The 19,166-nt window shown below is 73.3% G+C and carries 19 protein-coding genes; 8 read left to right on the top strand and 11 right to left on the bottom strand.

Translation table 11 applies throughout. The annotated features are described in order from the left end of the window. The first annotated feature begins 285 nt into the window (after positions 1-285). On the top strand, positions 286-4,908 hold the full coding sequence (locus ACFP2E_RS13545) for a PKD domain-containing protein (protein ID WP_378524004.1): 4,623 nt from the start codon (positions 286-288) through the stop codon (positions 4,906-4,908). A gap of 98 nt (positions 4,909-5,006) precedes the next feature. Here ACFP2E_RS13545 and ACFP2E_RS13550 read toward each other — a convergent pair whose 3' ends face one another. Together ACFP2E_RS13550 and ACFP2E_RS13555 are read right to left on the bottom strand one after the other, a co-directional pair. Then, the gene (locus ACFP2E_RS13550; RefSeq protein WP_378524005.1) at positions 5,007-5,810 is read right to left on the bottom strand and encodes a hypothetical protein; all 804 of its coding nucleotides are present in this window, start codon (positions 5,808-5,810) and stop codon (positions 5,007-5,009) included. A 604-nt stretch (positions 5,811-6,414) separates the two neighbouring features. Then, positions 6,415-7,026, bottom strand: coding sequence for a hypothetical protein (locus tag ACFP2E_RS13555; protein ID WP_378524006.1), 612 nt, complete (start codon positions 7,024-7,026; stop codon positions 6,415-6,417). 17 nt (positions 7,027-7,043) lie between these two features. Here ACFP2E_RS13555 and ACFP2E_RS13560 point away from each other — a divergent pair, with 17 nt between their 5' ends. Beyond that, positions 7,044-7,226 carry a hypothetical protein gene (locus ACFP2E_RS13560; protein WP_378524007.1) on the top strand — a complete coding sequence of 61 codons (183 nt, stop codon included), beginning with the start codon at positions 7,044-7,046 and terminating at the stop codon, positions 7,224-7,226. A 13-nt stretch (positions 7,227-7,239) separates the two neighbouring features. On the opposite strand, the gene ACFP2E_RS13565 is transcribed toward ACFP2E_RS13560, so the two are convergent. Together ACFP2E_RS13565 and ACFP2E_RS13570 are read right to left on the bottom strand one after the other, a co-directional pair. After that, positions 7,240-8,760, bottom strand: a complete 1,521-nt coding sequence (locus ACFP2E_RS13565; protein ID WP_378524008.1) for a DUF4389 domain-containing protein — start codon at positions 8,758-8,760, stop codon at positions 7,240-7,242. 209 nt (positions 8,761-8,969) lie between these two features. Then, complete coding sequence (locus ACFP2E_RS13570) at positions 8,970-9,314, bottom strand: hypothetical protein (RefSeq protein ID WP_378524010.1); 345 nt, start codon at positions 9,312-9,314, stop codon at positions 8,970-8,972. Between the two features lie 225 nt (positions 9,315-9,539). Between ACFP2E_RS13570 and ACFP2E_RS13575 the strand changes: the two genes are divergently transcribed. Continuing rightward, entirely contained in the window at positions 9,540-9,728 is a 189-nt protein-coding gene (locus ACFP2E_RS13575) for a DUF1918 domain-containing protein (protein ID WP_378524011.1), read from the top strand. An 18-nt stretch (positions 9,729-9,746) separates the two neighbouring features. On the opposite strand, the gene ACFP2E_RS13580 is transcribed toward ACFP2E_RS13575, so the two are convergent. The 3 genes from ACFP2E_RS13580 to ACFP2E_RS13590 all read right to left on the bottom strand — a co-directional run bounded on the left by ACFP2E_RS13580 (position 9,747) and on the right by ACFP2E_RS13590 (position 11,003). After that, positions 9,747-10,163 (bottom strand): DUF2237 family protein, encoded by a 417-nt coding sequence (locus ACFP2E_RS13580; protein ID WP_378524012.1) that lies wholly within the window; start codon positions 10,161-10,163, stop codon positions 9,747-9,749. Between the two features lie 211 nt (positions 10,164-10,374). After that, positions 10,375-10,683, bottom strand: coding sequence for a WXG100 family type VII secretion target (locus tag ACFP2E_RS13585; RefSeq protein ID WP_378524013.1), 309 nt, complete (start codon positions 10,681-10,683; stop codon positions 10,375-10,377). Then, positions 10,680-11,003: a WXG100 family type VII secretion target gene (locus ACFP2E_RS13590; RefSeq protein WP_378524014.1), complete on the bottom strand. Its 324-nt coding sequence runs from the start codon at positions 11,001-11,003 to the stop codon at positions 10,680-10,682. Before ACFP2E_RS13590 ends, ACFP2E_RS13585 begins: the two co-directional genes overlap by 4 nt. A 172-nt stretch (positions 11,004-11,175) precedes the next feature. Between ACFP2E_RS13590 and ACFP2E_RS13595 the strand changes: the two genes are divergently transcribed. After that, the gene (locus tag ACFP2E_RS13595) at positions 11,176-11,736 is read left to right on the top strand and encodes a DUF6318 family protein (RefSeq protein WP_378524015.1); all 561 of its coding nucleotides are present in this window, start codon (positions 11,176-11,178) and stop codon (positions 11,734-11,736) included. Positions 11,737-12,047: 311 nt separating this feature from the next. Continuing rightward, complete coding sequence (locus tag ACFP2E_RS13600; protein ID WP_378524017.1) at positions 12,048-12,569, top strand: hypothetical protein; 522 nt, start codon at positions 12,048-12,050, stop codon at positions 12,567-12,569. Between the two features lie 104 nt (positions 12,570-12,673). Here ACFP2E_RS13600 and ACFP2E_RS13605 read toward each other — a convergent pair whose 3' ends face one another. Both ACFP2E_RS13605 and glgA read right to left on the bottom strand, forming a co-directional pair. Continuing rightward, positions 12,674-13,096 carry a hypothetical protein gene (locus ACFP2E_RS13605; RefSeq protein WP_378524018.1) on the bottom strand — a complete coding sequence of 141 codons (423 nt, stop codon included), beginning with the start codon at positions 13,094-13,096 and terminating at the stop codon, positions 12,674-12,676. 80 nt (positions 13,097-13,176) lie between these two features. After that, positions 13,177-14,367 carry a glycogen synthase gene (gene glgA / locus ACFP2E_RS13610; RefSeq protein ID WP_378524019.1) on the bottom strand — a complete coding sequence of 397 codons (1,191 nt, stop codon included), beginning with the start codon at positions 14,365-14,367 and terminating at the stop codon, positions 13,177-13,179. A gap of 53 nt (positions 14,368-14,420) precedes the next feature. Here glgA and glgC point away from each other — a divergent pair, with 53 nt between their 5' ends. Genes glgC through ACFP2E_RS13625 form a run of 3 tightly spaced genes read left to right on the top strand, consistent with a single transcriptional unit; the run spans position 14,421 to position 17,184 of the window. Continuing rightward, complete coding sequence (glgC, locus tag ACFP2E_RS13615) at positions 14,421-15,680, top strand: glucose-1-phosphate adenylyltransferase (protein ID WP_378524020.1); 1,260 nt, start codon at positions 14,421-14,423, stop codon at positions 15,678-15,680. Continuing rightward, positions 15,677-16,201: a hypothetical protein gene (locus ACFP2E_RS13620; RefSeq protein WP_378524022.1), complete on the top strand. Its 525-nt coding sequence runs from the start codon at positions 15,677-15,679 to the stop codon at positions 16,199-16,201. Before glgC ends, ACFP2E_RS13620 begins: the two co-directional genes overlap by 4 nt. After that, positions 16,162-17,184, top strand: a complete 1,023-nt coding sequence (locus ACFP2E_RS13625; RefSeq protein ID WP_378539342.1) for a hypothetical protein — start codon at positions 16,162-16,164, stop codon at positions 17,182-17,184. Before ACFP2E_RS13620 ends, ACFP2E_RS13625 begins: the two co-directional genes overlap by 40 nt. On the opposite strand, the gene ACFP2E_RS13630 is transcribed toward ACFP2E_RS13625, so the two are convergent. Beyond that, a complete protein-coding gene (locus tag ACFP2E_RS13630) occupies positions 17,163-17,789 on the bottom strand; it encodes a mismatch-specific DNA-glycosylase (RefSeq protein WP_378524024.1) in 627 nt (208 codons plus the stop codon). The two genes, ACFP2E_RS13625 and ACFP2E_RS13630, sit on opposite strands and share 22 nt — an antisense overlap. A gap of 43 nt (positions 17,790-17,832) precedes the next feature. Then, positions 17,833-19,155, bottom strand: a complete 1,323-nt coding sequence (locus tag ACFP2E_RS13635) for a phosphodiester glycosidase family protein (protein ID WP_378524025.1) — start codon at positions 19,153-19,155, stop codon at positions 17,833-17,835. Positions 19,156-19,166 lie beyond the last annotated feature (11 nt).

Raw genomic sequence — 19,166 nt, forward strand, 5'->3', positions numbered from 1 at the left:
CGACCGTCCTGCGTCCGCACCACCCTGCCTTGCAGAAACCTTGCAGCGACAGGGCGAACCCGCGACCTGTGGATAACCACCCCCGCACGTGACAGGCGACGCAAGGCGAGATTCCCCAAGCCCGCTTGGGAAATCGTCGCAGCACAGGCCGTTTCGGGCCCGGTCGGGCGCCGTGCCCAATTTGGTCGACGTTCGGATCGAAACCCCTATTCGGCACCCGTCCTTGCTGTGGTGGTCGGGCCAGCAGGGCATTCCCACGCCGTAGCCATCCGATTGGGGAACGCAGTGTCTGTCAGGTCCTCCCGCCGTTCCGAGGGCCGTCGAGCCCTCATCGCGCTACCCCTCTCCCTCGCGGTCGGGGTGCTCTCGCTGCTCACCGTCCTGGTCGCTCCGCCGGCCGTCGCGGCGACCGAGCTGAGCCACGTGGCGGCGGCCAGTGACGCCGGCAACCGCTCCAACCACCGGGTCACGATCCCGGCGGAGGTGCAGGCGGGCGACCGGCTGGTGTTGTTCCTGACGTGGAACTCCAACACCACCGCGACGACCCCCGCCGGCTGGAGCCAGCTCGAGGTCCTCGACCTGTCGCGGTTCGGCGCCGCGGCCTGGACCCGCGTCGCGGACGGCTCGGACGCCGACAGCACGGTCACCATCCCGATGGCCGCGCGCACCAAGGGCGTCGCCTCCGTCGTCGCCTACCGCAGCACCGGCGCCACCGTCCCCGTCACGGCCTCCGCCGTCGACGGCACCCAGGGCTCGGCCACCGACCACACCACCCCGGTCGTCCCCGTGGTCGACGAGGGCTCGTGGCTGGTCAGTGTCTGGGGCGAGAAGTCGGGCAGCGCGCAGACCTGGACCCTCCCGGCCGGCGCGACCGCGCGGACCAGTGACACCAACAGCGGCGGCGGCAAGATCAGCATGGAGGTCGCCGACTCAGGCGGACCCGTGACGGTCGGCGACGCCGGCGGCCTCACCGCGACGACCAGCTCCTCGGTCAACCGCGCCTCGCTGTTCTCCGTCGTGGTCAGCCCCGGCACCGAGGACGCGACCCCGAACACGCCGCCCACGGCGTCGTTCACCCACTCCTGCACCGAGCTCGCCTGCGACTTCGACGCCTCGGCGTCGCAGGACGACGACGGTGACCAGCTCAGCTACAGCTGGGACTTCGGCGACGGCAACACCGGCAGCGGGGTCTCGCCGTCGCACACGTACGCCGACGGCGGCACCTGGAGCGTCACGCTCACGGTCAGCGATGGCACCGACAGCGATTCCGCGTCGGATGACGTGAGCGTGACCGGGCCGCCGACGGGTCCGGGTACGGATCAGCCCGTGCCCGGGCACTCCGGCCTCGTGCCGGAGCGGCCCAACACCTCGATGCCCCGGATCACGGACGGCGAGATCTGGGACATCGAGGTGATGGGTGACCGCGCGTACGTTGCCGGCACGTTCGGCAGCGCCATCAACGTGGCCGGCAACGGCGCGCGGATCCAGCAGCCCAAGCTGCTCGCGTTCGACCTGAACACCGGGCTCATCGACCTCGGCTTCCGGCCGACGTTCACCGGCGGCGGCGCCGGCGTCCTCGCGGTCGAGGCCTCGCCCGACCACGAGCGGCTCTTCGTGGTCGGCTCCTTCAACCAGGTCAACGGCGTGACCAAGCGCAAGATCGCCGAGCTCGACCCGGCGACCGGCGCCCCGGTCGCGTCGTTCCAGGCCAACGCCAACAGCCGCGTCACCGCGCTCGAGGTCTCCGACGACTACCTCTACGTCGGTGGCCGGTTCAGCCGGATCGGCGGCGTCGACCTGGTCGGCCTCGCCGCGCTGGACGCGGACACCGGCGACACCGACACGGGCTTCGACAACCAGCTCGCCGGCGGCATCGGCGTCAACGGCGTCATCCAGGTGCAGCAGCTGCGGCTCACCCACGACAACACCAAGCTGCTCGTGGTGCACACCGCCCGGCGCATCGACGGCCAGAACCGCTACGGCGTGGGCCTCATCGACACCGCGACCAAGCAGCTGCTGCCGTGGCGCACCCGGCTGTGGGAGGACAACCTCCAGAACGTCGGCGGCGTCCAGCGGATCTACCCCGGAGACATCTCGCCCGACGACTCCTACTTCGTGGTCGGCAGCGGCGGCGGCGGCGACCGGCCGCCGATCAACGACACCGGCATCGCGTTCCCGATCGACGCGGTCGGACCCGACGTCCAGCCGCTGTGGATCTCCCGCGCCTTCGACTCGATCTACTCGATCGCGATCACCGAAGTCGCCGTCTACATCGGCGGGCACATGCAGTGGGCCGAGTCGCCCACCGCACCCGACCCGTGGCCGGGCCTCGACAACGTCGGCTACGGCACCGGCCAGGGCCTCTCGGCGTACGCGCTGGGCGACACCGTCGTACGCCGTGACCACCTGGCGGCGCTGACCCCCGAGGACGGCTTCGCGATGGAGTGGCACCCCGGCTCGAACTCGTTCGAGGGCAACAAGGCCATGATCGCCACCCCGCACGGCCTGATCACCGGCGGTGACGCCGGACGGCAGGGCGGGGAGCCGGTCGGCCGCGTGGCGTTCTTCGACTTCGACGACCTGCCGGCGCCCAGCAACCCCGACACCACGATCGACACCCCGATCCAGGGACGGGTGCTCGCGACCGGCGAGGAGCACATCTTCACCGGCACCGCCACAGCCGCCAACGGCGTGAACCGGGTGGCGGTCGAGATCAAGCACGCCAGCGCCAACCAGTACCTGCAGGACGACATGCAGTCGTGGGGCTCGTTCAACACGATCAACGCGGAGCTCGGGACGCCCAGCGGCGGCGTGACGCCCTGGACCCTGCCGGTGACGATCCCCGACGCCCGGGAGCTGATCGTGCGGGCCCGCACCTTCCAGAACGGCGGCGGCCGCGACCCGGTGAAGGCGGAGAAGAAGCTCGAGTCCTACAACTACGAGGACCTCACCCCGAACACCCGGATCGACTCGCCGCGCACGACGCTGCAGGAGTCCACGTCCTGGGTGATGCGCGGCACCGCGACCGACGACAAGGGCGTGGACGCGGTCCTCATCTACCTGTTCGACCAGGACGCCCGGCAGTACCTCACCCCCGACGGCACGATGGTGGACGCCTTCACGACGCACCGGATCCAGCCGGACGTGGTGGGCGCGGTGGACACCACCTGGCGGTTCGACGTCGACCTGCCGCACGAGGGCGAGTGGAAGATCGGTGCGCTCGCGATCGACACCATCGGCCAGCCCGACGCCCGGTGGGCACGGCGCGAGTACACCGTGTCCTCGACGGGCCAGACCCCGGTCGTGACCATGAACGCGCCGGTGACGGTGAACCCGCCGATCCGGCCGACCCTGACGATGGAGCCGGGCACCCGGCCGACCTTCAGCGGCACGGTCACCGACGACACCAACGTCACCATCGTCGAGGTCATCTGGCGCAACACCACGACCCGGGAGAACATGTCGGCCGACGGCACGTGGGGCAGCGACGTACAGCTCGGGTGGGACATCATCTCGCCGCCCGGGACGAACTCGCCGACCGTCAACTGGACGTGGACGCCGCCGGCCGACCTCGTGCCCGGCAACTACGACCTGCTGGTGCGCGGCATCGACGACACCGGTCTGTCCTCGCCGAGCAGCACGCGGCTGTGGGTCAAGATCTACGTGACGGTGCCGGGCGACGCCGAGCCCAACGCGCTCATCGACCTGCCGGGCAACCAGACGTCCGACGTGCTGCGCCTCGACCTGACGGGCACCGCGACCGACGACAACGGCGTGGACCGGGTGATGGTCGCGATCGACGAGAACGACACCGACCGCTACCTGCAGCCCGACGGCTCGCTCGACCCGGCGTTCGCGACGCTCGACGCAGTCCTGGGCACGCCGGGCGGGACGTCGACGACGTGGTCGCTCTCGGTGGACCTGCCGATGAACGGCGACTACTCGGTGACCGTGTACGCCGTCGACACCGTCGGGCAGTGGGACCTGTCGACCTCCGGGGCGACGGCGCGGTACAGCGTGTACCCGGGCGACCCGCTGCCCTGGCTGTGGCCCGAGCTCGCCTCACCGAACGACGGTGACTCGTTCACGGAGTCGAGGATCGTGGTGACCGGACGCGCCGAGGACGACACCTCGATCGCCGAGGTGGAGATCGCGATCGTCAACGAGGCCGGCGAGTACATGTCCAGCAGCGGCAGCTTCAGCTCTTCGGAGCGCTGGGTCAACGCGTTCCTGACCAGCGCGGGCTCGCCGGGGTCGAACTACTCCTACACCTCGCCGGTGATCAACGACGGCACGTACGTCGTGCGGGTGCGCCCGGTCGACCACCACGGTCTCTACCCCGACTCGCCACGGGAGGTGACGGTGACGGTCAGCTCGCCGGCCGCGAACAACCCGCCGGTGGCGGTCGGGACCGTCGCGTGCACGGAAAACCAGTGCACCTTCGACGGCCGCGGCAGCACCGACGAGACAGCGTCGACGCTGGACTACGCGTGGAGCTTCGGCGACGGCCGCGGCGGGTCGGACGCCCTGGAGGAGCACTTCTTCACCTTCGAGGGCACGTTCACCCCGGAGCTGACGGTCACCGACGAGTACGGGATCTCGTCGACCGTGACGCTGGACCCGGTCACCATCACGCAGCCGCCGGGCAATGCGGCGCCGGACGCGGTGATCACGCCGCCGACGTGCTGGGGCCTGACCTGCAGCTTCAGCGGTGCGACCTCGACCGACCCCGACGAGGGTGACTCGCTCGGCTACGCCTGGGACTTCGGCGACGGCGTCGGGACCAGCACCTCCTCCTCGCCGAGCTGGACCTTCGCGGCAGGAGGCACGTACACCGTGACGCTGACGGTCACGGACGGGTGGGGCAACGCCGACACGGCGACGGTGACTGTGACGGTCTCACCGTAGCCCCGCAGGGGGCGTCGCCGGAGGGAGCACCCGGTGACGTGCCGGCGCGGCGGGCAAGGGGCAAGCCCGCTGCGCCGGCGCTTCCCTGCCCTGACGGCTCAAGCGGGCTGGGGGTCGTTCGCGTCCGGACGGGCGGATACCGGGCCGGCGCCGCCGGGGAGAAGGACAAGCTGCGGCGGTCCGGACTCGGGAGGCTGGGCCCTCAGGACGTCGGCGAGCAGCTCCTCCAGCGGCGGGTGCGGCACGGCCAGCAGGTCGGGGTCCTCGAGCCGTGCCTGGCCGAGGCAGTGGGTCAGCGCGGTCGCCCGCCGGGTGCGGGGCGGGTCGCCGGGGCAGCAGGCCTCGGGCTCCCAGTGGTCGAGCAGCAGGGCCCGGGTGGCGTGCTGCTGCGCCGCGTCGGCCAGGTCGTCCTCGGTCGGCCGGGTGACCTCGAGCGTGCCGTCGTACCAGCGCAGCGCGAGCAGGTCCCCGGGTCCGAGCTCGGGCAGCCAGCCGTCCGGCCCGAGCAGGGTCTTCGCGTCGGTGCCGCCCGCGGCGACCTGGCCGCCGCCGGCGAGGGGGAGCGGCCCCTCGACGGCCAGCTCGAACAGCGGTGCGGCGCTGACGCCCGTCCACAGCACGCGGCCGGACGTGCGGCCGCGGACCCGGTGGGTGAGCACGACGCCGTCGAGCACCTCGCCCAGCCACGAGACCCGGCGGTCCGGGCGGACCACCAGCGTGGGGTCGACGGCGACCAGCCGGACGACGTGCCGCGGGTCGACCTCGCCGCCGCGGTGGCGCAGCGTCGTGTGTGCGACCAGGGCGTCGAGCGGCAGGGTGCCGCGGTCGCGGAGCACGGCGGCGACGGTCGGGTAGAGGTCGAGCATGGCCTCGACGTCAGGGTCGGATGACTCGGCTGTCACGGGCACCTCCTCGGTACGCCGCGCATCGTGCCCCGATCCGCGCCGCCCTGCCCGCGCCCTCCACAGGGGTGGGAGAGGGCAGGGCGGTGACCGACGGTGGTCGAGCCCGTCGAGACCTGGCGAGGTGGGCGGGGCGATGGTCTCGACGAGCTCGACCGGCGTGGGTTGGGCAGTGCGGTGACCGTGCGGCGATGGTCTCGACGGGCTCGACCGGCGTGGGTTGGGCAGGGCGGTGACCGTGCGGCGATGGTCTCGACGGGCCCGACCGGCGCGGGCTGGACAGGGCGGTGACCGTGCGGCGATGGTCTCGACGGGCTCGACCGGCGTGGGTTGGGCGGGGCGGTGACCGTGCGGCGATGGTCTCGACGGGCTCGACCGACGTGTGGTTGGGCGGGGCCGTGACCGTGCGGCGATGGTCTCGACGGGCTCGACCGGCGTGGGTTGGGCAGGGCGGTGACCGTGCGGCGATGGTCTCGACGGGCTCGACCGACGTGTGGTTGGGCGGGGCCGTGACCGTGCGGCGATGGTCTCGACGGGCTCGACCGGCGTGGGTTGGGCAGGGCGGTGACCCTACGGAGGTCGAGCCCGTCGAGACCCTGCCGCGTCAGACGTCGACGCGGATCTCCTCGCCGAGCCGGGCACCCTTCAGCAGCCGCAGCTCGTCGCCGGACCAGAACCGGCCGGGGTCGTAGTAGTTGGTGGGGATGCCCTCGTCGAGCAGGCCCATGGCGACGTACGTCGCGGCGACCACCTCGGCGCAGTAGGTCATCTCGGCGCTGGCCTGGCGGCGTACCCGGCCGCGGGCCCAGCGGCCGACCAGCGCGGCGGTGGCGGGGAAGGGAGTGCCGTCGAGGCGGGCAATGGTCTTGAGCACCGCGTCCTCCATCTCCGGGGTGACCTCCGCGTCGAGCTGGCGCAGCCAGGCGCGCTGGTCGTAGCGCCCGGTCCACTGCTCGACGGCCTGCCGCAGGTCGTGGAGCTGCACGCCACGGTGGTGGGTGCCGGTCCACACGTCCTCGAGCCCCTTGCCGAGCTCCGCGTGCCACATCAGCGGCGGCAGGTCCTCGAGGACGACGGCCATCCCGACGTGGTTGACCGGCGCGTTGGTGAGGACCCGGATAGCGTGGTCGGCGGCGGTGTGGCCGCGGAAGAGCCACAGGTCGCCGGTACGGGTGAGGTCGACGGCCTCGTCCAGGGTCAGCCGGCTGTCGGTCACGGAGGGAGTCCTGTCACGTGAGGCTGTGGCGTCTGCTCGGGGTTGCGGGGATCGCCGGTGTGGCGGCCACCGGGGCCATCATCGCGCGCGACCAGCGCCGGCGTGCGCAGGTCACGCCGGAGGAGGTCAGGTCGCGGCTCCACGCGCGGCTGCAGGACGACGGGCCGCCGCCGTCCGGGGCGCCGGACGAGGACGGCTGAGGGCCGGCCCGGCTCAGATCCGCTCTCGCGAGCCCTGCGCGGCCACGAGCAGCAGCGCGACCGAGACGAGCAGCAGCAGCCCGCCGGCCACCAGCAGCCCGACCGCGAACCCGCCGAGCGCCGGGACCTCCGCCCCGACGGCCACGTCGGCCTGCACCGGTGCCGTGCCGTCGCCGGCCATCACGACCAGAGTCCAGCTGCCCCCGGTCGCGTCCCAGACCACGTCCTGCCGGCCGGGTCCGGTCGCGGACACGACCCAGAAGTCGGCCTCGGTGGGCGCCAGCGCTGGTGAGCCGCCGGCCTCGAACCGGGTGGCCACCGGCTGGTCCGCGCCCGCGCCGGGCTCGACCACGACCGAGTGGGCGACGCCCGTCAGGTAGAAGTCGACGTCCGCGGTCCGTGCGACGCCGACGAAGACGTCCTCGCCGGGGGCGGCGTCGGCGACCAGCGTCACCTCGCCGAGCCACCGCGACGGGAGCCCCACCACGGCCGAGCCGTCGGCGAGGTCGATCGACTCCGAGACCACGGCGTGGCCGGGGGAGGAGACCTGGACGCTGTCGGTCCTCAGGAAGCCGTCGTCGTCGCGGACCGCGTTGTCCACCACCAGCAGCGTGGTCCCGGCGGCGAGCAGCCCCAGCGCGACCAGGACCGCGAGCGCGCTGAGCACGACCGCGACGACCCGGCCGGCGCCGAACCGCCGGGGCCCGTTGTCCGGTGGGCGAGGCGGGCGGCCGGCTGACGGGGGCGCGCCCGGCTGCGAGGCGGGAGGCGGCCAGATCGGCGACGCGGGCGGACCGACGGGCCCGGCGGGCGGTGCGGCCGAGCGTTGCCCGACCGCCAGCTTCCCTCCGGGGTCGGCGCCACCCATGTCGAGCCGGAACGGCGGGTAGACGTCGGTCATGAGGGCGGCGTACGCCGCGACCCGGAGCACCCACCGGTTCAGGCCCAGCACGAGGTCGAACACGGCACGGGGGTAGCGGCCGGTGAAGAGCAGGACCACGGCCGCGACCAGCACCAGCAGCGTGATCAGCCCGATGCCGCCCGCCTGCGGGTCGTTCCGGAGCTGCGACCCGGCGTACCAGCCACCGCTGACGAAGATGGCGACGGCGAGGTAGTGGGGGATGGCCAGCAGCCACCACTTCACGAGCGCCAGCCCGCGCGAGAGGTGCTCCGGGTAGGCGACCTCGAGGTGGGCGGGGTAGTCGGGCCGCTCGGCGAGCGTGAACGGCGGGTACCGGTCGGTGCCGAGCCCGCCGTAGGAGTAGTAGGTGACCCGCCAGGTCCACCGCAGCACGCCGACGTTGAAGTCGAAGATGCCGCGGGGGTAGCGCCCGGTCACCACGATCGCCACGAGCGCGACGACGCTGAGCACCAAGAACGCCGCCCACAGCAGCACGAGGACGAGGAAGTGCGGCACCGCCAGCAGCCACTTGACCAGCCACAGACCGCGGCTGAGCCGTTCGTCGAGGGCTGCGTCGACCCGGACGGGGTACGGCGGGGGAAGGGCGGGGACGGGGTGGGTGGAGGCGCTCACGGAAGCTCCCGGGCCGGCGGGTGTGACACCTCCACGCTCGCCGGGGCCGGCGGGGCGGGGCAGAGCCCTAGGTCACCGTGGCGAGGGACCGGAGTTGGTCGGACCGACGGCTCCAGTGGCACCCGTGACGGGAGAACGAAGCTCCGCCCGCTCGGGACAGGTGAGCGGGCGGAGGAACGACGGGCTGGTTCGGTCGCGCAGCGTGGGGGCTAGCCGCAGAGCGCGATGTGCAGCTCCTGCGGCGCGCAGTTGAACCAGTGACCGTCGATGCGCAGGGCGCGGTATCGCGGGCAGACCTCGATGATGTGCTCGGCGGCCGCCAGGGCCTCGCGGAGCCGGTCGGGCTCGTGGTGGCTCCACTTGAGCGGCGGCTCGTCGACGATGTGGAACTCGAAGTAGTCCTCGTGGTCGACGATCCGGGTCACGCGGAACGCCGGGGCGCTCGACGCCGCCTTCCACTGCGTCCAGTGGAGCTGGTGACCCGGGCCGTAGGAGTCGCACGTCGACGAGCCAGCGCTCGTCGTGTGCGAGCGTTCCGCGTGCAGGACGCTCATGAGTGATCCCCTTCCCCGGCACTGCCTGTCCCCCCGGACCCGGCATACCCCAAATTAGGGATGTCGCCGCGCGGCCGGTATCTGACCCGCGCAGATGTGGGAGGGCTGTGGACGATTTGTTGACGTCCTGTTGCCATCTCTTTACCTGGCGTGTGGCACCGACACCGCCCTTGCGGGCGCGGGACACGCGGAGCATCGTGGACGTGAGGCTGCGGAGGTGTCGGGATGCGCGCGAACGTGGGCGACCGCCTGGTCGTCGAGGGCAAGCATGTGGATGAGCCTCGCCACGAGGGCGAGGTCCTGGAGGTGCGGGGCGAGGACGGCGGACCGCCGTACGTCGTCAGGTGGTCGGACGGGCACGAGGGGCTGACCTACCCGGGGCCGGACGCGCACGTCGTACCGGCCAGCGGCTGAGGCCGCGGCAGGTCCGGCTCAGAGGCCGCTGAGGTCCGGCGGCACGTCGACCGCTGCCTCCTGCAGCAGCTCGAGCGGGATGATCTCGAGGGCCCGCTCGCTGGTCGAGGCGAGGACGACCGGCGCCACCACCCCCGACTCGTAGGACTGCAGCCAGCGGGCCGCGACCACGCACCACCGGTCCCCGGGCTCGAGGCCGGGGAACTGCCACTCGGGCCGGGGTGTCACGAGGTCGTTGCCGACGGCGCGCTGGTGGTCGAGGAACTGCCGCGTTACGACCGCGCAGACGGCGTGCACTCCGACGTCCTGCGGGCCGCAGGTGCAGCTGCCGTCGCGGTGGAACCCGGTCATCGGGTCGGTGCCGCACGGCTCGAGGTCGCCCCCCAGCACGTTGCGCTCGTGGGGCGGCTCGATCGGCGGGAAGCCTGCGCTCACGCGGTCGAGACTGCCACTCGCCGGGCCGGCGGCGGGGGAGGTCGGCGACGGTCACGAATGGGTGTCGCCCCGGTGCGCCTCGCCCTGGTGCGGCGTGGCGGCTGCTCTACTCGGTGGCGCCCGTGCGCCGGGGCCCCGGGTACATGGGGAATCCGGGGCCCTGACGCCGGACGGGCTCGACCTGCCCGGTTGCCTGCTGGCCGACGGCCCGCTAGCCCACGGCCTGCCACATCCGGGTGTTCGTCGCGGCCGCCGCGGAGTAGTTGTCGTGCGCGGTCGTCGCCGCCGCGCGCATCGCGGCCAGCCCGTCGCGCATCGCGTCGAGCCCGCGCTCCCACTCGAGCTGGGCTGCGGTGTGGGCGTCTGCGGCGGTGCCGTCCCAGGTGGCGTGGAGGGCGGCCACCCGACCCCGCACTCGCTGGGCCGCGTGGTGGAGGTCGGCCTCGCAGGCGGCCATGCGGTCGACCAGCGCGAGCAGCGCGTCGAGGTCGACCTCGTAGGCCGTCGACCCCGCGGTCACCGGCCCAGCCTCTCGACGATGCGGGCGGCGACGGCGTCGAGCCCTGCGCCCGCCGCGAGGTCGGTGGAGGTCAGGTCGCGGTGGGTTGCCGCGAGCAGGGCGGCCATCGCCGCGAGGCCGTCCAGCACGTCGGCCGCGCCCGCGCGCCACTCCGCCCACCCCTCGGCGAAGGAGTCGGCGGCGGCCCCGCGCCAGCCGCCGTCGAGGAACGTCGTCGCCTCGTCCTCGAGCCGGCGCTGCGTGGCGCGCAGCTCGTCGGCCGTGGCCCGGAGGTCGGCGACGGTGCGGTCGAACGACGCGTGGTCCAGCTGCAGGGTCATGCTCCGAGGCTGCCCGGTCGACCGGTGTCCGCGAAAGCGCCCTGCTCCCGGCCTGTGGAGAACCGGGCCCTCCACAGCCTTCACCGTCACGTCTGGAGGCCGGGGTCGTTGTTCCGTAGCGTGACGGGCGCGCCGCGGTTTCCGGGCGGCGCGGCTCGGGAAGGGGGATCCCATGACGATCGGGCGTCGTGCGGCTCATCAGTGGGTTCGCGCAGGGGCGGCGGTGTGTGCCGCCGTGGTTCTCGCCGCCGGCTGCTCAGCGGACCCGGAGCCGGAGTTCTCGGCCCCGTCCGCCACGCCGACGGAGACGGAGCCGGCCGAGCCGGCCAGGGAGCCGTGGGAGAGGCGGACCGAGGCGGGGGCGGTCGCGTTCGCGAAGCACTGGGTCGATGAGTTCAACGAGGCTCAGAGCACCGGTGACATCGCCGATCTGCGGTCGCTGAGCGCTCGGTCATGCAAGAGCTGTGCGGGTTTCATGGAGCAGTTGAGCGAGCTGTACGGCAGTGGTGGAGTCCTGAGGAGCGAGGGCTGGCGAGTCGTCGAGGCAAACCCTGTCAGCGGCTTGTCGCCGTCAGAAGGTCGAATCGCGATGCGAGTCCGGCGCAGTCCGCAGACCGTCGCCCCGGCGTCGGGACCGACGCAGAAGTTCCCTGGCGGGGTCGCGACGCTCACGGCTGAACTCGAATGGCGTCAGCACCAGTGGAGGATGCGCGAGCTGGTGATGGTCGAATGAAGTGGCGGCTGCTTGGCCCCACCGTCTTGGTTCTCGCGGCTCTAGGGGGTCCTGCGCAAGCGGATCCAGATGTGAGCACCACTCCCGAGGATGACTGGTTCGACGTATCGATCACCAAGTCGGAGCAGCCATCCGCCACCAGCGAAGCGAGCCAAGCGTCCACAACGACGACGACGTACAGCTACGTTCCTCTTTGCGTGCGCGGTGAAGGCATTGCTGGCGCTGATTTCTATGGCTGCGGGGGCCAGATGCGCTGCGGCGACAAGAACCGAGGGCGGCTCTTCACGGTCTGGGCCCATCGGGCTGACGGTGTGAACGAGCCGGTGGGTGAGACCTGCTTCGACCGCGGCGAGGGGCCGACCGCGCAGCAGGTGACCCAGGCCGACGTGCTGCGCGCGTTCCAGCGGGTCCCCGTGCCGGCGTCCCGGGTGTCCATCCAGCCGCCGGGCGGCGTCACCCTGGTCAACCTCGACACGATCTTCTCCACGCAGGCGCAGCCCTTCACGCGCACGATCGGGCTGCTGGGCCACCGGGTGGAGCTGGACATCCGGCCCGCGGAGTTCCGCTGGGTCAACGGCGACGGCACGGTCCAGGTGACCGACTGGCCGGGCAAGCCGTGGCGGCGCGGCACCCCGGTGCACGAGCTGATCACGCACCGCTACGACGACGCCGACCCGCGCCTGCAGGCGCGCGTGGACACCACGTGGACCGCCCGCTACCGCGTCGACGGTGGGCCCTGGCAGGACGTCGGCGGCACGGTCACCACGACCGGGGAGCCGTTCGACCTCGCCGTTCGGTCGGCCGCGCCGCACCTCACCAGCACCTCCGGCTGATCGCCCGAGGCCCCAAGGCTCGGTGACCCGCAACGTCATACGGTCCGGTCGCTATAACGACCGGACCGTATGACGTCCGCGGGCTCCCGCAGGGCGGAGAGCGGTCAGGCGGACTCGGGCAGGGCCACCTCGTCCATCGGGACGGGGACCACGGCGGTGTCGGTGGCGACGTGGAGCACCTCGGTCGGGACGCCGGCGGCGCGGAAGGCGTCGTACAGGTCGCGGGCCCAGGTGAGGTCGGCCGGGGTGAGCGCGCTGCCGCCGGGGCGGCTGAGCAGCACCGCGACCCGGTGCGACGCGTCGTGGGCGTCGGCCACGAAGTCGGCGAAGCCGGCGAGCACCTCGGCGTCGAGCCGCTCGGGGACCTCGGCGATCTCCACGAGCTGCGGCGAGGGCCGGTCGTGCTCGTCGAGGTACATCACCCAGAGGCTGCGGTCGCGGAAGCCGAGCGGCTGGAGCAGGTGCTGCCAGGCGGCCTGCAGGTCGGCCTGGGTGCGGATGGTGGGGCGGAAGGGCTCAGTGGTCATGCCCCCACCCTGAGCCGGGGCGCGGTCCGGCGCATCCGGCTCTCCACAGGCCCCGGGCCGGGCGCCGGGACGGGTCGGCGTCAGCCGAGCACGGAGGAGTAGACCCCGACGGTCTTCTCGGCGATGGCCGGCCAGGAGAAGTGGTCGGTGGCGCGCTGCCGGCCGGCGCGGCCCATCTCGGCCGCCTTGTCGGGGTCGCCGACGACCTCGGTGAGCGCGGCGGCGAAGTCGGCGACGTACTTGTCCGGGTCGAGGGGAGTGCCGGTGCCGTCGGTGGCCTGGTCGATCGGGACCAGCAGCCCGGTCTCGCCCGGCACGACGACCTCGGGGATGCCGCCGGTGGCGGTGGCGACCACCGCGGTCTCGCAGGCCATCGCCTCGAGGTTGACGATCCCGAGCGGCTCGTAGATCGACGGGCACGCGAACGCCGTCGCCGCGGACAGCAGCGCGACGACGTCGGGCCGCGGCAGCATCTCCCGGATCCACACCACGCCGTCGCGGGACGACGCCAGGCCCGCGGCCAGCATCTCCACCTCGGCCTGGATCTCGGGGGTGTCCGGGGCGCCGGCGCACAGCACGATCTGCACCTCCGGCGGCAGCTCCGCGCAGGCGCGCAGGAACAGCGGCAGCCCCTTCTGCCGGGTGATCCGGCCGACGAACACCACCGACGGCCGGTCAGGGTCGACGCCGTGCGAGCGCACCCGGTCGGGGTCGTCGGACGGCGCCCAGTCGGTGGTGTCGATGCCGTTGTGCACGACGTGCACCTTCGCCGGGTCGATGTCGGGGTAGGAGCGCAGCACGTCGTCGCGCATCGCCGCGCTCACGGCGATCACCGCGGCGGCGTCGAGGTACGCCGTCCTCTCGACCCACGACGAGACGGCGTAGCCGCCGCCGAGCTGCTCGGCCTTCCACGGCCGCAGCGGCTCGAGCGAGTGCGCGCTGACGACGTGCGGGACGCCGTGCAGCAGCGCTGCGAGGTGGCCGGCCATGTTGGCGTACCAGGTGTGGGAGTGGACGAGGTCGGCCCCGGCGCAGGCGTCCGCGATCGCCAGGTCGACGCCCAGCGTCCGCAGCGCCGCGTTGGCGCCCGCCAGCTCCGCGGGCTCGGCGTACGACGCGGTGCCGGCCTCGTCGCGCGGCGCCCCGAAGGCGTGCACGCGGGCCTCCACGTCGGACCGGTCGCGCAGCGCGCGGACCAGCTCGGCCACGTGGACCCCGGCGCCGCCGTAGACCTCGGGCGGGTACTCCTTGCTCAGCACGTCGACTCGCACGTCCCTGAAACTACCCCTGACGACCTCCGCGCGACATCGCTAGCGTGTGCGACATGACGTCCGCCAAGCGCAGGCCCTCCCGACGGAACGTGCTCGCCATCGTGCTCGCGGGAGGTGAGGGCAAGCGGCTGATGCCGCTGACGGCGGACCGGGCGAAACCGGCGGTGCCGTTCGCGGGGATCTACCGGCTCATCGACTTCGCGCTGTCCAACGTCGTCAACTCCGGCTTCCTGCAGGTTGTCGTGCTGACGCAGTACAAGTCGCACAGCCTCGACCGTCACGTCACGCAGACCTGGCGGATGTCGACGATGCTCGGCAACTACGTCACCCCGGTGCCGGCGCAGCAGCGGGTGGGGAAGCGGTGGTACCTCGGCAGCGCCGACGCGATCTACCAGTCGCTCAACCTGGTGCGCGACGAGCGGCCCGACATCATCGTGGTGGTGGGCGCCGACCACGTCTACCGCATGGACTTCTCGCAGATGGTCGAGCAGCACATCGAGTCGGGCGCCGGTTGCACCGTCGCCGCGATCCGGCAGCCGATCGGGCTCGCCGACCAGTTCGGCGTCATCGACGTGAACCCCGACGACCCGCGCCGGATCCGGGAGTTCCTCGAGAAGCCGACCGATCCCACGGGCCTCCCAGACAGCCCCGAGGAGATCCTCGCCTCGATGGGCAACTACGTCTTCGACGCCGACGCGCTGGTCGAGGCGGTCACCCGCGACGCCGAGCTCGACGGCTCCAACCACGACATGGGCGGCGACATCGTGCCGGCGTTCGTGCGGCGCAACGACGCGGCCGTCTACGACTACAAGGACAACGAGGTGCCCGGCGCCACCAAGCGCGACCACGGCTACTGGCGCGACGTCGGGACGATCGGCTCCTACTACGCCGCCCACATGGACGTCGTCTCGCCGCTGCCGATCTTCAACCTCTACAACTTCGACTGGCCGATCTACACCTCCTACGGCCCGCAGCCGCCGGCCAAGCTCGCCCAGGGAGACGGCGGCCAGCCGGCCGCCGCCAGCGACGCGCTGCTCGCGCCGGGCGTCGTCGTCAGCGGCGGCACGGTCCACCGCTCGGTGCTGTCGCCGTCGGTGCAGGTGCTCTCCGGTGCGCAGGTCAGCGACTCGGTGCTGATGAACGGCGTCTGCGTCGGGGCCGGCGCGGTGGTGCGCAACGCGATCCTCGACAAGAACGTCGTCATCCCGCCCAACATGCGGATCGGCGTGGACCCCGATGAGGACAGGGCCCGCGGGTTCGTCGTCGAGGACGGGCTGACCGTGCTGGGCAAGGACCAGACCTTCCCCAGGTGACATCCACGGTGACCGAGCACGGGGAGGGGCGCGCGACGCCGGCCGGGGTCGCGTTCCCGTACGCCGACGGCCGGCGCAGCACGGCCGCGGTCGGCCGCGCCGTGGTCGCCGACGCGCTGCGCGAGGTCGACCCGGCCGGGGCGCTGGCCGCGGAGCAGGAGACGAACTGGCGCGCCGGCTACCTGACCCACTTCCGGCGGCTGGTCGAGGCGGGCCTGACGTCCCCGGACGCGGCGGTGCGGATCGCCGACGGCGGGCTGGCGTCCCTGCGGGCGCGGATGGTCGTCGTCGACGGCGCGGGGGAGGAGCACCCGCTCGCCGACTGGCCGCACGACGCCGACGCCGGCCCGGCCGACGGGCTGCGCACCAGCGTGGTCCGCGGCACCGACGCCCCGGAGACCGAGCTGTCGCTGCCCTGGCACGGCGACAGGCTGCGCGGCGACGACCTGCGTCGCCGGCTCGACGCGTGGGTCGAGGGGGGGTGGTCGAGCCGTCCGTGCGCGAGGCCGTCGCGACGGTGATGGCGAACCCCGGCTGGCTGCGGCTGGACGGGCGCACCGTCGCGGTCCTCGGCGCGGGCGCCGAGATGGGCCCGCTGCGCGCGCTGCTGCGGTGGGGCGCCACCGTCGCCGCCGTCGACCTGCCCCGGCCGGGGCTGTGGGAGCGGGTGCTCGACGCGGGTCGCGCCGGCGCCGGCCGGCTGCTCGTCCCCGCGCGCGACGACCGCAGGGTCACCCCCGACCCGGCGCACCTCGGCGCCGACCTCACCACCGACGTCCCCGCGATCGCCGAGTGGCTCTCCGGGCTCGACGGCCGGCTGGTGCTCGGCAACTACGTGTACGCCGACGGCGCCGACAACGTCCGGGTCTCGGTGGCCGTGGACGACCTCACCACCCGGCTGCTGGCCGGCCGCGAGGACACCGCGCTGGCGTTCCTGGCGACACCGACCGACGTGTTCGCGGTGCCCGGCGACGCGGTCGCACAGTCCGTCCGCGCCTACGAGGGCCGCTCCCGAGGCGCGCGCCTGGTGGGCCGGCCGCTGCGCGCGGTCAGCGCCGGCCGGCTGCTCCGCCGCGCCTACGCGCCGGGCTCGGACCCGGGCATCAACGACAGCCTCGTCGCCCAGCAGGGCCCCAACTACGCCCTCGCCAAGCGGCTGCAGCGGTGGCGCGCCACGTCCGCCCGCGCCGCCGGCGGGCTGGTCTCGCTCAACGTCGCGCCGCCCACCCGCACCCGGTCCGTCGTCAAGAACCGCGCGCTCGCGGCGGCGTACGTCGGCGCCCACCGGTTCGGGGTCGAGGTCTTCGAGCCGGCCACCTCCAACGTGCTGATGGCCGCGCTGCTGGTCCACGACCTGCACACTGGCGGCGGGCCGCGGCACGACCACCCCTGGCAGGACGAGGCGTACGCCGCGGCGCATGGCGGGCTGTGGCGGGCGGCGTACGCGCCGCGCAGCGCGCTGGGGCTGGCCGCCGTGCTGGGCTACGGGGCCGCGCGCAGCTGACCGTCCGGCGCTTCCGAGGGTTCCGCCGGGAGGATGCCCGCGGCGCGCGCCGGCTCGGCGTACGCGACCGCGAGGGAGTCGACCGTCTCGTGGGCGTTGAGCCCGCTCGGGTTCGGCACCACCCACAGCTCAGCGCCCTCGAACGGCTCCGGCTGCCGGCCCAGGACGGCCCGGCGGTCGCCGAAGGCGCTGCGGTAGGCGGTGATGCCGGCGACCGCGACGACCCGCGGCGCCCGCTCGGCCACCAGCGCCCGCAGCCGCTGGCCGCCCTCGCGGAGCTCGGCGGCGCCGAGCTCGTCGGCACGGGCTGTGGCGCGGCGGACCAGGTTGGTGATGCCGATGCCGCGGGCCCGCAGCCGGTCGCGGTCCTCGTCGGTCATCCCCGCGGACGGGTCGACCGGCTCGGTGATGATGCCGGCGCGCAGCAGCGCGGGGTAGAAGCGGTTGACCGGGTGCGCGAAGTGGGTCTGGGTGGCCGCGGTCCACAGCCCGGGGTTGATCCCGACGAAGAGCAGCCGCAGGTGCGAGCCCTCCCGGTCGGGGAGCAGGTCGGGGACCTCGGCGTCGCGGAACAACTCGAGCTCGGCGCGGGAGAAGCGGGGCACGCCCGAGAGCCTGCCACGTGCCCGGAGAGCTCCCGGACGGGGCTCAGCCGCGGCCGCGGACGGTGACGGCGATGCCGTCGGGGATGGACCGCTGGTCGCCGTCGGAGGGGTTGTTGGTCACGCGGAGGTTGCCCTTGGCGTTGACGGCCGCCATGGTCGTGGACCCGCCGCCATCGAGGTTGAGCGCGTCCACCGCGCCCTCCTCCTGGAGCCGCTTGGCCAGCTCCTTGAGGGTGAGCCCGCGGCTCTTCTCGGAGCGGCCGTCGGCGACGAGGAGCATGACCCGTCCCTTGCGGTCGATGCCGACGGCGGTGCGGGGGTGGAGCTGGGTGTCCTCGCGGACCTTGCGCTTCCCGTCGCGGACCAGCACCTTCTCGCCGCTGATCGCCATCCTGTGGCGGCCGGGGAGCTTCCAGGTCACCGTCGCGGCGGTGCCGACCCGGAGCTCGGCGAGCTGCTCGGCGGAGGGGCCGCGGCCGACGAGCACGACGCCCTCGATCTGCTTGCCCTTGGTCAGGGTGGTGCGGTTGGCGACGACGACCCCGTCCTGGATGAGCACCATCCGCACGTTGCGGGTCTGGCCGTCGGTGATCCGGTCGCCCATCGTCGAGCCCCACTCGGCCGTGTAGATGCCGGCCTTGGCCTCGCGGACGCGGGGGGAGTTGATGTTGCTGATCTCGACCTGGGGGTACTCGGCGATGGTCGCGACCGCCTGCAGCTTGCCGATCGCGGGCACCCCGCGGCGCGACAGCGAGAAGGTGTTGTTCCACGTGTAGTACGACGAGTGCAGGAAGCCGCGCTCCCGGTCGACGCCGACGCCCAGCGGCGCGCCGGTGTCGTAGATGTCGAAGAAGCCGCCGTTGACCCCGGCGATGGCGGCGTCCGCCTCCAGCAGCGTCGTCAGCGGGCGGCGCTCGGGGACCAGCGTGCCGGTGGCGTAGTCGAGGCTGACGCCCTTGGCCTTCGGGTCGACCCGGAGCAGGTGCAGCCGGACCCGGCCGCGGCGGTCGATCCGGTCCCAGCGCTTGTAGTGGACGCCGGGGGCGAGCTTGCGGCTGCGCTCCTTGGCGATACGGACCCGGCCCAGGGTGGCGCCGGGCTCGAGCGGCTCCGCCGTCTCGCCGGGGATCCCCTCGGAGGTCTGCCCGGGCGGCCGGCTGGGGTCGTCCTGCTGCGCGGCCAGCACCAGTCCGCTCGCCGCCGCGCCCCCGTCCAGGAGTCGGCCGGACGCGCGGCGGTCGTCGCCCGGGCGGTCCACCGCGCCGGCCGCGAGCAGCGCGACCAGGCCCACCGCGAGGCAGGTGAGGACGGCCGCGGTCCTGACGGCGGCATGGGACCGGAGTGACGGACGGGACTGGGCACGCACTGGCTCAGCCT

Source organism: Nocardioides sp. GCM10027114 (assembly GCF_042659625.1).
Lineage (GTDB): Bacteria > Actinomycetota > Actinomycetes > Propionibacteriales > Nocardioidaceae > Nocardioides.